The 14022-nt window shown below is 63.4% G+C and carries 13 protein-coding genes and 1 pseudogene; 7 read left to right on the forward strand and 7 right to left on the reverse strand.

Features of this window, described 5'->3' with window-relative positions:
* Positions 1-72 precede the first annotated feature (72 nt).
* From puhE to BWR18_RS20175, 5 genes and pseudogenes are all read left to right on the forward strand, one after another.
* The gene (gene puhE / locus BWR18_RS20160) at positions 73-882 is read left to right on the forward strand and encodes a putative photosynthetic complex assembly protein PuhE (RefSeq protein ID WP_076630641.1); all 810 of its coding nucleotides are present in this window, start codon (positions 73-75) and stop codon (positions 880-882) included.
* Complete coding sequence (gene hemA / locus BWR18_RS20165) at positions 872-2086, forward strand: 5-aminolevulinate synthase (RefSeq protein WP_076630642.1); 1215 nt, start codon at positions 872-874, stop codon at positions 2084-2086. The genes puhE and hemA overlap by 11 nt, the downstream gene beginning before the upstream one ends.
* Positions 2087-2199: 113 nt before the next feature.
* Positions 2200-2676: a c-type cytochrome gene (locus tag BWR18_RS20170; RefSeq protein WP_076630643.1), complete on the forward strand. Its 477-nt coding sequence runs from the start codon at positions 2200-2202 to the stop codon at positions 2674-2676.
* Between the two features lie 314 nt (positions 2677-2990).
* Positions 2991-3035 (forward strand): annotated as a pseudogene (locus BWR18_RS22515) (hypothetical protein); the annotation flags it as partial.
* Between the two features lie 68 nt (positions 3036-3103).
* Positions 3104-4429: a glucan biosynthesis protein gene (locus tag BWR18_RS20175; protein ID WP_254685016.1), complete on the forward strand. Its 1326-nt coding sequence runs from the start codon at positions 3104-3106 to the stop codon at positions 4427-4429.
* A gap of 23 nt (positions 4430-4452) precedes the next feature.
* Here BWR18_RS20175 and BWR18_RS20180 read toward each other — a convergent pair whose 3' ends face one another.
* The 3 genes from BWR18_RS20180 to BWR18_RS20190 form a co-directional block, all read right to left on the reverse strand.
* Entirely contained in the window at positions 4453-5286 is an 834-nt protein-coding gene (locus BWR18_RS20180) for an ATP-grasp domain-containing protein (RefSeq protein ID WP_076630644.1), read from the reverse strand.
* A gap of 180 nt (positions 5287-5466) precedes the next feature.
* Positions 5467-5937, reverse strand: a complete 471-nt coding sequence (locus tag BWR18_RS20185; protein WP_076630645.1) for a DinB family protein — start codon at positions 5935-5937, stop codon at positions 5467-5469.
* 22 nt (positions 5938-5959) lie between these two features.
* Positions 5960-6643: a hypothetical protein gene (locus BWR18_RS20190; protein WP_076630646.1), complete on the reverse strand. Its 684-nt coding sequence runs from the start codon at positions 6641-6643 to the stop codon at positions 5960-5962.
* A 514-nt stretch (positions 6644-7157) separates the two neighbouring features.
* Here BWR18_RS20190 and BWR18_RS20195 point away from each other — a divergent pair.
* Positions 7158-8462 (forward strand): AAA family ATPase, encoded by a 1305-nt coding sequence (locus tag BWR18_RS20195; RefSeq protein ID WP_076630647.1) that lies wholly within the window; start codon positions 7158-7160, stop codon positions 8460-8462.
* The gene (locus tag BWR18_RS20200; protein ID WP_076630648.1) at positions 8459-9520 is read left to right on the forward strand and encodes a ParB/RepB/Spo0J family partition protein; all 1062 of its coding nucleotides are present in this window, start codon (positions 8459-8461) and stop codon (positions 9518-9520) included. The genes BWR18_RS20195 and BWR18_RS20200 overlap by 4 nt, the downstream gene beginning before the upstream one ends.
* 89 nt (positions 9521-9609) lie before the next feature.
* On the opposite strand, the gene bchO is transcribed toward BWR18_RS20200, so the two are convergent.
* The 4 genes from bchO to crtA form a co-directional block, all read right to left on the reverse strand.
* Positions 9610-10482 carry an alpha/beta fold hydrolase BchO gene (gene bchO, locus BWR18_RS20205; RefSeq protein WP_076630649.1) on the reverse strand — a complete coding sequence of 291 codons (873 nt, stop codon included), beginning with the start codon at positions 10480-10482 and terminating at the stop codon, positions 9610-9612.
* A gap of 3 nt (positions 10483-10485) precedes the next feature.
* On the reverse strand, positions 10486-12129 hold the full coding sequence (locus tag BWR18_RS20210) for a magnesium chelatase subunit D (RefSeq protein WP_076630650.1): 1644 nt from the start codon (positions 12127-12129) through the stop codon (positions 10486-10488).
* A gap of 166 nt (positions 12130-12295) precedes the next feature.
* Complete coding sequence (bchI, locus tag BWR18_RS20215) at positions 12296-13303, reverse strand: magnesium chelatase ATPase subunit I (protein ID WP_076630651.1); 1008 nt, start codon at positions 13301-13303, stop codon at positions 12296-12298.
* Positions 13300-14007, reverse strand: a complete 708-nt coding sequence (crtA, locus tag BWR18_RS20220; protein ID WP_076630652.1) for a spheroidene monooxygenase — start codon at positions 14005-14007, stop codon at positions 13300-13302. Before crtA ends, bchI begins: the two co-directional genes overlap by 4 nt.
* Positions 14008-14022: the final 15 nt, after the last annotated feature.

Consider the following 14022-nt stretch of genomic DNA (forward strand, 5'->3'; position numbering starts at 1 on the left):
CCGGAAATATGCCGGGGGAACGCCGCAGGCGTGGGGGCAGCGCCCCCAGCGACACATCCGGGGGGCACAGCAATGACCCCCTGGATCGCCGCCCTCATCGCCCTTTTCATCTGGTGGTTCTCCACCGGCACCATCCTGATGGCGGTCAAATACGCCGACCGCGCAGGCGAACGGGCGCGGCGCACCACCACATGGGCCGCCCTGCCGCTCATGGGCTTGGGCGCCTACGGCACATTCTGGTCCATGACCCAAACCGACATCATGGGCATCTACGTGGCCTTCCTGTCGGCGCTCGCCCTCTGGGGCTGGATCGAACTGGCCTTCCTCACCGGCGTCATCACTGGCCCAAACCGCCGCGCGCTGCCGCCCCACCGCCCCGAATGGGAACGGTTCATCCGCGCCTGGGGAACGCTCGCCTATCACGAGATACTGCTGGCGGGCACACTGATCGCTCTGGGCCTCGCCCTCTGGCACGCGCCCAACCCGTTTGCCTTCTACACCTTCGCGGTGCTGTTCTTCGCCCGCATCTCGGCCAAGCTGAACCTCTTTTTCGGCGTCCCCCGCATCAATGTCGACTTCCTGCCGGAAGCTTTGGCACACCTGCCCAGCCACTTCCGCATCGCAAACATGAACTGGCTCTTCCCGATCTCGGTCACGGCCCTCACCTTCGCCGCGGCCTGCTGGCTCGAACGGCTCTATGCGGCCGAAACAGCGGGCGCGATCACGGGCTTTGCGCTCCTGACGGCCCTCACGGCCCTCGCGGCCCTCGAACACTGGGTGATGGTCCTTCCCATCCCCGACGAACGGCTCTGGCGCTGGATGCTGCCTGCGCCCAAACCAACCAAGAACACCACACCACAAGGGGGACATCATGGACTTTGATGTATTGTTCCAAAGCCAAATCGACGCGCTGAAGGACGAGGGAAACTACCGCATATTCGCAGAGCTGGAACGCCAGGCCGGGGCCTTCCCCCGCGCGAAATGCCATGACAACGACTCTCCCGACGAAGTGACGGTGTGGTGCTCGAACGACTATCTGGGCATGGGCCAGCACGAAAGCGTCATCCAGTCGATGAAGGACGCCGTGGACCTCTACGGCGCGGGCGCAGGCGGCACGCGCAACATCAGCGGCACAAACCACGCCCACAAGCTGCTCGAAGCCGAGCTTGCCGACCTGCATGGCAAGGAAAGCGCGCTGCTCTTCACCTCCGGCTACGTCTCGAACTGGGCAGCACTCAGCACGCTGGGCTCCCGCCTCCCCGACGCGGTGATCCTCTCGGACGAGTTGAACCACGCCAGCATGATCGAAGGCATCCGCCACTCACGGGCCTCCAAGGTGATCTGGAAACACAACGACCCCGAAGACCTCGACCGCAAGCTGGCCGCCCTGCCCGCCAACGCCCCCAAGATCGTGGCCTTCGAATCCGTCTACTCAATGGACGGCGACATCGCCCCGATCGCCGAAATCCTCGACGTCTGCGAAAAGCATGGCGCGATGAGCTATATAGACGAAGTGCACGCGGTCGGCATGTACGGCCCCCGCGGCGGCGGCGTGGCCGAGGAGTTGGGGCTGATGGACCGCATCACCCTGATCGAGGGCACGCTCGGCAAAGCCTACGGCGTCGTCGGCGGCTACGTGACCGGCTCCGAAGCGCTTTGCGACTTCATCCGGTCCTTCGCGTCGGGCTTTATCTTCACCACCGCCCTGCCCCCGGCCGTCGCGGCTGCGGCCCGCACCTCCATCCGGCACCTCAAACAGTCGGATCAGGAACGGATCGCCCAACGCCAGCGCGTCGCCTACCTGCGCAAGCGGCTGGACCAGGAGGGGATCCCCCACATGGACAACCCCAGCCACATCATCCCCGTGATGATCAAGGACCCGGTCAAGTGCCGCATGCTGTCGGATTACCTGATGCAGCAATACGGAATCTACGTCCAACCCATCAACTACCCCACGGTCCCCAAGGGCACCGAACGGCTGCGGTTCACCCCCTCGCCCCTGCACAGCACGGACGACATCGAACATCTGGTCATGGCGCTGAAAGACCTATGGAAACAGTGCGCTATTGCCCATGCGGTCGCGTGAACGGGGAAAAGACACACACAATTCCCGCCCATGACAGGATCAAGTCAAAGTTACTGTTGACTTGACCGCCAACCCACTACGTTCTGTCTCAAGAACTCAGGAAGGAGACCCACATGTTCCGCACTCTCGCCATCGCAGCCGCAACTGCCACGCTGGCCGTGCCCGCATTCGCCGAAGGCCACTCGGTTGACCTCACCGCGACGGGCGACGTCGCCGAAGGGGAAAAAGCATTCCGCCAATGCATCTCGTGCCACGTCGTCCAGAACGAAGCCGGCGACACGCTCGCAGGCCGCAACGCCAAGACTGGCCCGAACCTCTACGGCATCATCGGCGGCAAATTCGGCATGGTTGAAGATTTCCGCTATTCCGACATCAACCAACTTGCTTCCGAAATGGACGTTGTGATCAACGAAGAGGTCTTCGTGGTCTACGTGCAGGATCCCACGGGCTACCTGCGCGAAATCACCGACGACAACGGCCGCTCGAAAATGACCTACAAGGTCCGCAAGGAAGAGGACGCCGTGAACCTTTACGCCTACCTTGCTTCCATCGCGACCAACCCCGAAGCGGCGACCGACGAAGGCAGCTAAGCGCACGTCACGTCAGTCACATGGATCAGGCCACCGGACCCTCCCGGTGGCCTTTTTCGTACCAGGTCCGCCCCGACCCAACTTACCCGCCCCAGCTTAAATGTGAAGGCACAGGCACTGGACGGCGCCGCACGGACAGCCCATCTCTGGTTCCGACCCGCGTGACTGTCCAAGAAAGACCCGACATGCCTCTGACCGCCGCAATGACCCGCCGCAGCGCGCTTGCCACGCTTCTGGCCGGTGTCGCCCTGCCGCGCACAGCCATCGCGCAGAACAGCGTCCAGCCCTTCTCCTTCGACGGCCTCAAGGCACAGATGCAGGCGCGCGCAGCGCAACCCGACACACCGCCCCCACCGCTCGACAGCTTCCTGCAGAACCTCACCTACGACGATTACCGCAACATCTATTTTCGGCCCCAAGCCGCGCGATGGTCGGACACCCCCTGCCCTTCCACGTCTCGCCCTTCCACCCCGGATGGTTGTTCAAGGACCCGGTGCAGATCCACGAGGTTGACGGCGGCATCGCCCGCCCCGTCACCTTCTCAACCGACAATTTCGAATACCGCAACGACGTGGGCGACCGCGTGCCGGCCGACGCCGAACTGCCGGGCATCGCGGGGCTGAAACTCACCTATCCGCTCAACCGCCCTGATAAGTTTGACGAGGTCGTGACCTTCCTCGGCGCCAGCTACTTCCGCGCGCTCGGGCGGGGCAACAGCTACGGCCTCTCGGCCCGCGGGCTCGCCATCAACACCTGGCTGCAAGGCCCCGAAGAGTTCCCGCGCTTCTCCGCATTCTGGCTCGAAAAACCCCGCGCCACCGACACGTCCCTCACGCTCTATGCCGCCCTCGACAGCGCCTCGCTCACGGGCGCCTACCAGATCACGATCACCCCCGGCGACGACACCACAATGGATGTCGAAGCGACGCTCTACTTTCGCGACCGCGTCCCGCAGCTGGGCCTCGGCCCGCTCACGTCAATGTTCTACTTCGCCGAACACACCGACCGCGACTTCGACGACTTCCGCCCCCAGGTCCACGACAGCGAGGGGCTGCAAATCATCCGCAAGGACGGCAACACGCTCTTCCGCCCGCTCAACAACCCGCACCGAGTCTCAAGCTCCTATTTCAACGAACCGCAAATGGCCCAATTCGGCCTGATCCAGCGGGATCGCAGGTACGAGGATTACCTGGACGCAGGCGCCCGCTACCACGACCGCCCCTCGGTGATGGTGGAACCGCTGAACGACTGGGGCCCCGGCACCGTCCGGCTGGTCGAAATCCCGGCGGAGCTGGAGATTGACGACAACATCGTCGCCTTCTGGGTGCCAAAAAACGCCCCCCAGGCGGGCGAGACGCGCACCTACGCCTGGCGCATGCACTGGGGCGCCCTGCCCCCCTCCGGCCCCCTGGCTTGGGTCAAGGGCACGCTCGCAGGCGTCGGCGGCCCCTCGGGCGTCCCGCTCGAAAACCCCGCCTTACGCAAATTCGTCATCGACTTCGAAGGCGGCGCACTCGGCGCCATGGACAAGGACACCGACCTCACCCCCGTCATCACCCATTCCGCGGGTCAGATCATGGGCCACGTCCTGCACAAGGTCGAAGACGCCGCGCACCCCACCTGGAGGCTCTTCATCGACATCGACGGCGGCGATCACGACCTGATCGAACTGACCGCCCACATCACTGACGGCAGCCAACGCCTGTCCGAAACCTGGCTCTACCAATGGCTGCGCGAGGTCGCGCCGATCTAAGGCATCGGTCAGGCCGGCAGGTCTCAGGACAACTCCCGTTCGATGGCCCGGGCAAATTCATTGGCTTTGTCAGGCGCTGCCTCGAACGCAAAGCTGGGTTCGATCAACTCCAATTCCATCAGCTTGAACGTGTTTCCGCGGATCAAACCATCAATGCGCGCATAAAGCGGTAGAGGGTCCACTGACGACACGATCGCTGCGGCTTGCCTCACGACCTCTTCGGGCACTGAAACCTCGATCCGCGTCAGACCCATCTGGGGTTCAGGCAACCGTTGCACAGCGTAAGAAAACCGCCCATTGAAGAAATACAGCAGCGTTTCTCCCAGCACGGCTACATCCTCCTCAAACTCTTGCAGCAAGGCGCGTTCGGTTGGCATGATGCTGGCTGGCCAATCCTCGAAATCAGCGACATCAAGAACATCAACAAAATGACCCGTCTGTCCTGATACCGGTTTTCGGACTGCTTTGCGCCAACCCTCTTCTGCCATGATCGAGCGGATCGCCACGTGGTCTGTGGGATCAACCAATCTGGTTTCAGGCACGTTGAAACCTGCCTCGCGCAATTCAATCAGATAGGACTTGTCGAAATTCCAGCGCACCAATGGCAAGCGATTGCGCACCGGGACACTATCCACCTCAAGACGATCCAGCCAGTCCAGGAATGTCCGCGGCGCTTTGTAATAGTCCCAACACGACCGCAACACGACCAAATCCGCGCTGTAGAATGGCGGCTGATTGTCACCATTCCAAGGCACCGATGCGGATGAGTGGCCAGCTGCCAACAGCGCATGCCGCAACGGCGCATCACTGATGGGTTCAGGCCAAAGCAGGCTCGTGGCAAGGATGATATCGGCCATGATGCGTCCCCAGTGCCGTATTTTCTCCGGGCCACTCGGCAGCCCGAACACATGCCGCGTCACGAACCGCAATCACCTCAACCCTGACGGCTTTTCGCAGCCGCAGCGATACGTGCAAACTGACCATTCGGGCGGGAAACATCAACAGGAACCAAGTTCAAATCAAGGGGGCACAGCGTCCTACCCCAACATCGGCAAATCCGTCGGCTCCGGCACAGCCCCGGCTGCCGTCAACATCCCATGGATCTGCCCCCGATGATGGGTCTGATGGTTGAACAAATGCGCAAAACATACCGGCGCCTGTTTTTCAACGCGCACATCGCCACCACCGGGATACCAGGAAATCACACCGTCGAGATCAGCCACCGACAGCCCCTCTGCCCAGGCCGACACCTCCGCATCCCGCGCACCTCGCAGCGCCTTGAACGCATCCCAATCGCTTGGGGTCTCCAAAGACACCGGCACGCGCATCTCAGGCCGCTCATCCCCATCAAACCGGGCCAGCCACAACGCATCGTCCCAAAGCAAATGATTGAAAGTCCTAGCAATAGAGCCGAAAAACGCTCCCCGCGCCTGCCAACGCGCTGCATCGCTCAAACCGTCCGCCGCCGCCACAAGAGATGCGTTCTGCCACGCATTGTACCGCGCCATCAGCCGCAAATGATCTACGAACTCAGACAATGATCCGCACCTCACTCACATCCCCATCCACCTCACGGCACGCGGCCAACACACGCCGCTCCAGATGCGTCTGCACATAGGCCCCGTGAAACCGTGATGGTGCGCGCAGGGTCAACCGGCCCCCGGCCCGCTCGACACGCTCCAACCCTGCAATCCAGGACGCGTACAAACCCGCATCCTCGCCGTGCAGCACAGCCTGCGCCAGCGACCATTCCGTCCCCCTGGACACATCTGGCGCGGCCACGGCCCCCTTCACAGGCAAGGACACGACCTTTGGCGCCTCGTCCTCCTGCGTGCCCATACGCAACTCAAAATCCGGCCCCACGGCGGCCCAATACGCCTCCGTATCTGCCAACACCCGCTCCAGATCCAGCCCGTGCTCAGACACACGCCCCCGCGCACCCTGCCGCTTGATCACCAACCAGCCGCGCGCACGCAACAGCGCCATCTCCCGCTTCACGGTGCGCTCATCAACAGACCACAGCCGCGCAATCTCGCGCTGCCCCACGGCCAATTCGTCCCGCGCCCAATTGTAGCGCGCCGTCACAAGCGTCATCAGCCGCAGCACCCGCCGCTGCTCATGCTTGCCCTGCGCCAGCGCGAACGCGCCCAAGGCTGTCAGAATATCGTATTTGCGCGCAGACGCGCCCCGGCCCACCGGCCTCAGCGTTTGCATCCCTGCCCTCATTTTCATTGAATGGTCCGGACTGCCCCGAACAACACCTGCCAACGGTGGGTTTCCCCGCGGTTCTGGCCGCTTTTCCGCCTCTGCTCCTGATTTGCGTCCTTGGCTGCGATTCTGTCAAGGGCCGATGTGGATAACCTCGCTGACCCAAACCCAAATCAAAAGAAAAACAGGTAGATATGGTATTGGGGGACACACTGGCTGTCCCCCATTTCGGCACTTCTGTCACCCAATAGGTAGCGGCGAACCAAAACCTGTCCCCCAAAATCTGGCCTCCTGCCCCACCGCACGCTCTGGTCACAGAATCACAAGCAATCTCACCATATCCTTAACGCCAGGCCCACTCTGTCCCCGCGGGGACAACTTTATTCCCCTTTTGCTTTTTCTGCAAAATCAGCGTAAATCAGGAACTGAGCAGAATGAGCGTCCCAGCGGGGACACACAAGCCGCCCCGGCAGGGGCAAGAAACCATCTGTCCCCGCGGGGACACATCAACAGGCCGCGCATGTTCACGCACACAGACCTCGCCCAACTCCAGGCGCAATCCCTCAAGATGCAGGGCTTTATCCGCCAGCAAACCTACTCGCCCGAAAGCGAAAAGACCCTCCGCCGCTTCTCAAGCTGGGAGGTGGCAGAACTTGTTTTCAAAGCGAACCAAAGCACCCTCCGCGGTCGCCTCGCCGCCGATCCGTCCCTGCCCCAAGGCACGGTCGAAGAAGACGGCCGCCAACGCTGGTACTCCCTCGACGAGATCAACGAGCTGCGCCGCCGCATCAAGGTCAATCGCAAGTCGATGATGCCCTACCGCCCCGCGAACAAACGCGCCATCCGCGCCGCCATCGCCAACTTCAAAGGGGGGGCGGGCAAATCCACAACCGCGCTGCACTTCGCCCACGCCGCAGCATTGGATGGCTACCGCGTGCTGTGTGTCGACTTCGACCCGCAGGCCACGCTCAGCCACTCCATGGGCCTCAGCGATGTGGCCGAGGAATACACCGTCTGGGGCATCATGGCCCGCGACTTGGGCCATGAAACCGACCGCATGAACTCCGCCATCCGAGGCGCGGAATCGGGCACCGCCCTGCCCCAGCGCAAGTTACCGGCGGCGATCACCGACATGGGCCTCAACGACCTGCGCGCCAGCGACTTCATCAAGCCGACGAACTGGCCCACCATCGACATCGTGCCGTCCTGCGCCAACGCCGCCTTTGTCGAATTTGCCTCCGCCCAATACCGGCACATCAACCCGGAATGGTCCTTTTTCGCCGCGGTCTCGCGCTTTCTCGACCAGATCGCGCCCGACACCTACGACCTCATCCTCTTCGATTGCCCGCCCGCCATCGGCTACCAGTCCATGAACGCGGTCTTCGCCGCCGACGTGCTCTATATTCCCTCCGGCCCCGGCTACTGGGAATACGATTCGACCACATCCTTTATCGGCCAACTGTCCGAAGCACTCGAAGATCTGTCGCGCTTCAACGGACTTGTCCCCGCGGGGACAATGACCTTGCCAAAGACGTTCCTTGACCTGCGCTTCCTGCTCACCCGGTACGAGCCCGGCAACGAATTGCACCGCGCGATGCAGGGTGCATTCCAAAAAGTGTTCGGCGACCGCGTCTGTGAACACCCCATCGAAATGACCCGCGCCGTCGAACAATCCGGGCGATTCCTGAGCAGTATCTACGAAATAGATTACCGAGACATGACCCGCGAAACCTGGCGCCGCGCCCGCGCCTCTTTTGACCGGGCGTACGAAGAATTCAAAACGAACCTGGGAACAGCCTGGGACCAATTGGAGGATGAGGCATGAGCAAGCGCCGCGTATTCGACATTGACTTCGAACCCGATGCAGGCCCCGGCCCCGAGGCAGAAACACCGCCTCAACCAGCGTCCGAAACCCGCCGCGGCCCCATGGCCGCCGCCATTTCGGAAAATGCCGATGCACTCACAGAACGACACTCTGCCGAAGCAGAAATCCGCGCCGAAAATGACCGGCTTGCCCACGAATATGTGTCTCTAAAAAGGGACGGCGCCATCGTCGCCCGCGTTCCCCTCGGGGACGTCGCGATGCAGAAACTCACGCGCGATCGCAGTACCAATCGCGACCCCGACCTCGAAGAGCTCAAGACGTCGATCCGCGATCTTGGCCTGTCGAATCCGATCCAGGTCGAAGACACCGGCGAAGGCTACGAGTTGATCCAGGGCTTCCGCCGCCTCAGCGCCTATAAATCGCTCTACGAAGAGACCGGGGATGAGAAGTATTCAGCGATCCCTGCCGTGCTGGTGGCCAAGGGCGAAGCGCTCGAAAAACTCTACCGCCGCATGGTCGACGAAAACATGGTGCGGCGCGACATCTCCTTTGCCGAAATGGGCCAGCTCGCGTCCAGTTACGCCCGCCAGATGGACCTCGAATTGAACGACGCCATCGCCGTTCTCTTTGCGTCCGCCGGGCGGCAAAAGCGTCACTACATAGGCAGTTTCAGTCTCTTGATGGACAAGCTGGGCGCACGTCTTCAGTTCCCCGAAGCGATCCCGCGCGCGCTTGGCCTGAAACTGATCAAGGCGCTCGAGGAACAGCCGCGCACCGCTCAACAACTCAACGTCCTGCTTGAGCATCAAAAGCCCACGGATGCCGTCGCAGAACTGGCGGTGTTGAACAAGGCCGTTGCACCGAAGCCGGCCGGAGAACAGGCCGCGCCCTCCACGTCGTCCAAAACCACAATCAAGCTGAATCGCAAGTCCGGCGCGGTCAAGGTCATCGGCGCCAAGGGCAAGATCGAATTGCAGATGAACCGCGACTTCGGCGCCGTCGATCCCCGCAAGCTTGAAGCCGCGGTGCGCGCTCTTCTGGAACAGCTGGATCTGTAATCTGTCCCCGCGGGGACAAACGGAAAAGCCCGCCAATCCGGCGGGCTTTTTTGTGTGCAGGATCACGTTGTCCCCGCGGGGACAGATCGCTATCGCAACCCATCCCGGATGATGTCACGGATCAGCGCGGCGGTTTCTACCGGTCGCTCCTCATGTGCCAGATGCCCGAGGCCCTCCAGCAGATGCACCGTGGCATCGCGCATGCGCGTCGCTGCATTCCGCGACACCGTCGGCGGCACGGTCGTGTCCTTGTCCCCCACAAGCAGATGCACCTGCGCCGGGTGGTCCGGCAGCCGCGCGAGCAATGGATCCAGCCGCCACTGCGCCATCATCAAAAGCGTGCCGTCTACATGGTTCCGATCGCCAACCAGGCGGCGATACAGGTCGAGGCCTTCGGCATCCAGGTCAGAGCCTGTCGACCCGATCAGCGCTTTGATCCGCTCCGGATTGGCTGACGCGCCCGAGAACAACGAGGCGGTAAAGGGAACGGCGGCCAGCGCCTTTGCCATCACCGGAAATAGCAGTCCGGCAACGCCCTTGAACTGCTCCGTCGCCGCATTGATCCCGATCACAAGTGGCGTTTGTCCCCGCGGGGACAAATCGCTTTCCGCAAGCCGCAGGGCCACCGCGCCGCCTGCCGAGTGGCCAATGATCGCATCCGGTGCCCAGCCTTCCTGATCGCAGAGCCGTTGAACGTCCTGTGCCATTGCATCCAGCCCACACCGATGTCGTGCGCCCAGCTGCGTGAAGCCGTGTCCCGGCAGATCCAGAGCAATCACGCGGAAGCTGCCAGCCAGAGTTGGGATGAGGTCGCGGTAGGAATGGGTCGAGCCGCCCGCGCCATGCAGCATGAGCACGGTCTTTCCGGCGCCCGCTTCCTGGATGTGCCACCGGTGGACCGGCCCCTGTCCCCGCCGGGACAGTTCCGCATTGGGCCAGTTTTTGATCTGGGACCAGTCCATGTTTCAGCCATCCAACGCCGACGTCACGGCACCACTTAGACGCTGCGCATCCGCCCTTGGCAAGGCCACATAAGGCGCGTCGAGGGCGTGGCTGAGGTCTTGTAAAGCCCGTTGCGGGCGGTTGGACATGTCGATCACTAGCGCGGCCGTTTTGGACGCGCGAAGCGCGGTTGCCATGGCGGTTGCGTCATCTGCGGCTTGGGCGCGGTTTGCGGTGCCGTCTAATGCGATGTTGGCGCGTCCGTCTGTGATCAGGATAACGGTCGGGGTGAGGCCCTTGCCCTTGCTTTGCTGGGCGAGCAGGAGCGCGTGTTGCAGGCCGGAGGCGAGCGGTGTGCCGCCGCCGCCGGGCAGGGCGGAGAGGCGACGCTTGGTTTGGACGAGTGAGCGGGTGGGGGGCAGGAGCGTTTCGGCTTCGGTGCCTCGGAAGGCGATCAGGGCGACGTGGTCGCGGCTGGCGTAGGCATCAGCCAATAGGAGCTCGATGGCGCCCTTCGCCTCGTTCAGACGCGACATGGCGGCAGAGCCGGAGGCGTCGACGGCAAAGATCAGAAGGCGGTCGGATTGTTCGGCGTAGCGTTTGAGGCGGATGTCGGAGGGCCGGATGAGGAGGCCCCTGCGGTCCGGTTGCTGCTGGCGGCGCAAGGGTTGCCAGGGGGCTGCGGCGCGGAGGGTTGAGATCAGGTCGATGCGCGAGGTGCCGTCGAGCCGTCCGGGCCGCGAGGGCAGGGGGCGGCCGCGGCGGTTGCTGGTGCGCTTTTGACCGGCGCCTGCGCCGCCGGATTTCCGGGTTGTCCCCGCGGGGACAAGTCCGTTCAGCAGGTCGGGGGGGAGTGCCGATTTGACCGCGTCGACCAGCATATCGGCATCGGGAATCGCATCGTTTTCCTGGGTGTCCCCGCGGGGACAGTCTTCGGACTCCCGCGGGGGAGGGGGGCTTTGCCGGTCTTCCGGGTCTTCGGGAATGAGCGTGGCACGGTGGGGGTAGACGAGGGTGGCGGCGATCTCGAGGTCGGTGTCTGTGAGATGGTCGCGGCCCATGAGTTGGGCGTGCGCGCGGGCAGTGCGCAGGGCGAGGGTTGGAGCGCGCAAGGACGTTATGCCGAAGCGGGTGGCGAGCAGTGTCAGCTGGAGGATGGCGTCGGCGGTTTTTACGAGTGTCCCCGCGGGGACAGATGAGTTTGTCCCCGCGGGGACAAGTGGGTTTCGCCCCTCGGGTGCGAGGTGGAAGGCGCAGCGGTCGGCGAGGGGATCGGGGGCGCGTTCATCGGGCTCGATCCCTTCGTCAATGAGTAAAAATCCCTGTGTTAGAGACTGATCTGCGGCTTGGGCGAGCTTGGCGGCGAGGGCTGGGGGGCAGCGTTCGGCCATGGGGATCTGGGCAATGACGGGATCATTGAAAAAAGATTTATTTTCAATGAGTTGCGCGGATGAAAGCGTGGCTGTGAGGTCGATGCCGCCGAAGAGTTGGTCGTCGGGGATGGTGATGGGGAGTTTGCGGATGGGCAGGGCAGGGGTGAAGCCCGCCAGCAGGGCGTCGCGGTCGGGGCTGGCGCGCATGCGGATGACGGCGCCGCCGAGGCCCTGCGGGTCCAGGGCCAGGAGTTTGAGCGCGAGGGCCGCGTTATGCCAGGTGTCGGTGGTCATGGAGTGTCATTGGTGGGCGGTGCGCAGTAAATGCGCACCCTACGGGCGATGTAGGGTGTGCATTTATGCGCACCTTTGCGGGCCGTTGTGGCGCTGCGTGGCGGGGTGAACCCCGCCCGACGGCGTGGGGTCAATCGTAAGGCGGAGGTGTCCTCCGCCCGGCCCATCATGCGAGGACGGCGTCGACCGTGCGGGTGACGCGGGTGGTGCTGCCGGCCTCGTCCAGCGGGTCGCGGCGGAGGCGGTGCGACAGGGCGATGGGGGCGATTTGCTTCAAGTGCTGCCGGGTTAGGGTCGTTTTCTTGCCATAAGCGGCCAGCGCACGGGCGGCGCGCAGCAGGGTCAGTTCGCCGCGCAAGCCGTCGCTGCCCAATGCGATGCACAGCTCGGCGCAGTCGTGCAAGATGTCGTCGGGCGTCTCGATCTGGGGTAGGAGCTTGCGGGCGGCGAGGATCTTGCGCCGGATCTTGGCGTCTTCCTTGGTGTAGTGCGCCATGAATGTGTCGAAGTCACTTTCAAAGGCGTCGCGGCGTTTGATGACCTCGATGCGCTCGGCCACGTCGTTCGGGCTGCGCACTTCGACAGACAGGCCAAAGCGGTCGAGCAGTTGGGGGCGCAACTCGCCCTCTTCTGGGTTGCCGCTGCCCACCAGCACGAAACGGGCGGGATGGCGGATGCTGAGCCCTTCGCGTTCGACCACGTTTTCGCCGGATTGGGCGACGTCGAGCAGGAGGTCGACGATGTGATCCTCGAGCAGGTTGACCTCGTCAATATAGAGGTAGCCGCGATTGGCGCGGGCGAGGAGACCCGGTTCGAACGCTTTTTCGCCGCGCGTGAGGGCGCGTTCGATGTCGAGGGCACCCACCACGCGGTCTTCGGTGGCACCCAGGGGCAGGTCGATGACGGGTGTGGGGATCTTGTGGGTCTTTTTCGTCTCTATATTTGCCCAATCGGGGCACGCGTCGTGCGTTTCGGCGTTGATCGGGCAGCCCTGGACAGCCGTGATCGGGGGCAGGAGCGCGGCCAGCGCGCGCACGGCGGTGGATTTACCAGTGCCCCGGTCGCCGAAGACCAGAACGCCACCGATGCCGGGATCGACGGCGGTGAGGATCATGGCCTGTTTCATATCCTCCTGCCCGACGATGGCGGAGAAGGGGAAGGGGGTTTTCGTCATTCTAAGCGTAGTCCTTTGAGCGGGCTGGTGCCGCCCCACGTGCCGCTGTCGCCGAGGATGGTGAAGCGGGCGTAAAGCTCTTCGCGGAACCATGCGCCGTCGCGGACGGCCTGGATCGCTTCGGCGTGGGGGCCGTTGTGGCGGGCGAATTGCGCCATTTCGTGGGCGCCTGGCCAGATGGAGAAGGTGACCTGGTGGAGCATGGGCACCTCACCGATCCCGATCTTGAATAGCACGTTGGGATCGCTGCCGATCATGATGGAGATGTCGGGGACACGGTTCCAGAATTTTGTCAGGATGCGGGGTTTGATCGTGGCGCGGGTGAGGGCCGCGAGGGGTCCGTTTTGCGGCTCTGATACAGGGGAAAAAGGGGTTTGCCCGCTCCATGCGCCGCGTGCTGATGTGGGCGACAGGTACACCGTCCAGTGTTCGGCGGCCCGGGTGCGGTAGCGTTGGAAGATGCGCGTTTCTGCGATGCGGTGGCGGGCCGTGCCCGCGTCGGGCCAGGTGCAGAGGATGGCGTAGACGGCGGTGTTGGGCACCGGTGTGAACCCTTCGCCCGTGCCGGAGCCGCAGAGCTTCCAGAAGCCGAGGTCGGGCACGCGCGCCATGGCCAGACGTGCGCCGCCCATCATCGTGAGCGCCCATGCCCGGTCGCGCCACCGCGGGAAGCGGAAGAAGGATATCGTCGTGGTTTGGCTCATCTTTTTCGCACTGGC

Source organism: Tateyamaria omphalii (assembly GCF_001969365.1).
In the GTDB taxonomy this organism is placed as follows: domain Bacteria; phylum Pseudomonadota; class Alphaproteobacteria; order Rhodobacterales; family Rhodobacteraceae; genus Tateyamaria; species Tateyamaria omphalii_A.